1 protein-coding gene and 1 pseudogene are annotated in these 768 nt (G+C 67.1%); both read right to left on the reverse strand.

Features of this window, described 5'->3' with window-relative positions; genetic code table 11:
• A pseudogene (locus PGX04_RS11090) lies at nt 1-192 on the reverse strand (ABC transporter permease); the annotation flags it as partial.
• A gap of 3 nt (nt 193-195) precedes the next feature.
• On the reverse strand, nt 196-768 hold a 573-nt coding region (locus PGX04_RS11095), incomplete at its 5' end, for an ABC transporter permease (RefSeq protein ID WP_273738561.1).

The following is a 768-nucleotide window of genomic DNA, read 5'->3' on the forward strand; positions in this document are numbered from 1 at the left end:
CGCTGGGATGCCGTCGTCGCCGACGGCATCCCCGGTTCTGTCCCGCTGGTGCTCCTCGGCACCATCCTGTTGGTGCTCCTCGGCACCGTCCCGTTGATCCTCCCCGGTAGCGTCCCGCCGGTCCGCGACGGCGTCGTCGAAGCCGACGATGCGAATTCGGCCGCGCTGGGTGGTGGGATGTCGGTCGCTCATTGGTCAGTATCGAATCCGCGGATCGAGGATCGCGTAGACGACATCGACGAGCAGGTTCGCGAACACGATCGCGACGCCGATGGCGAGGACGGTCGCCTGGATGACGGTGTAGTCACGCCGGAGGATCGACCGGACCAGCAGCCGCCCCATGCCCGGCCAGGAGAATATCTGTTCGACGACGACTGCACCGTCGACGAGAAACGCGAGCTGGAGGCCGGCGACGGTGACGACCGGAAGCAGGGCGTTTCGCAGGACGTGTTTCAGGATTACCGTTCGTTCAGAGAGTCCTTTCGCACGCGCGGTCCGGACGTAGGTCGCCTCGAGTTCCCGGCGCATCGACGACCGCAACAGGCGCGTGATCAGCGCGGCCGAAGCGGTCCCGAGCGTGATCGTCGGCAGGAACATGAACTTCGCCATCGTGAGGCTGGCCAGCGGCGCGTCCGGCGGGATGACGCGAAACCAGCCCAGCCGGACGCTGAAGACGAACAACAGGATGAGGCCGAGCCAGAAGTTCGGCATCGCGATCCCGGCCAGCGCCGCGAGCCGCCCGAGTTCGTCGGCCGGCTCGCCCTCCCT

The organism is Natrinema soli (genome assembly GCF_028618695.1).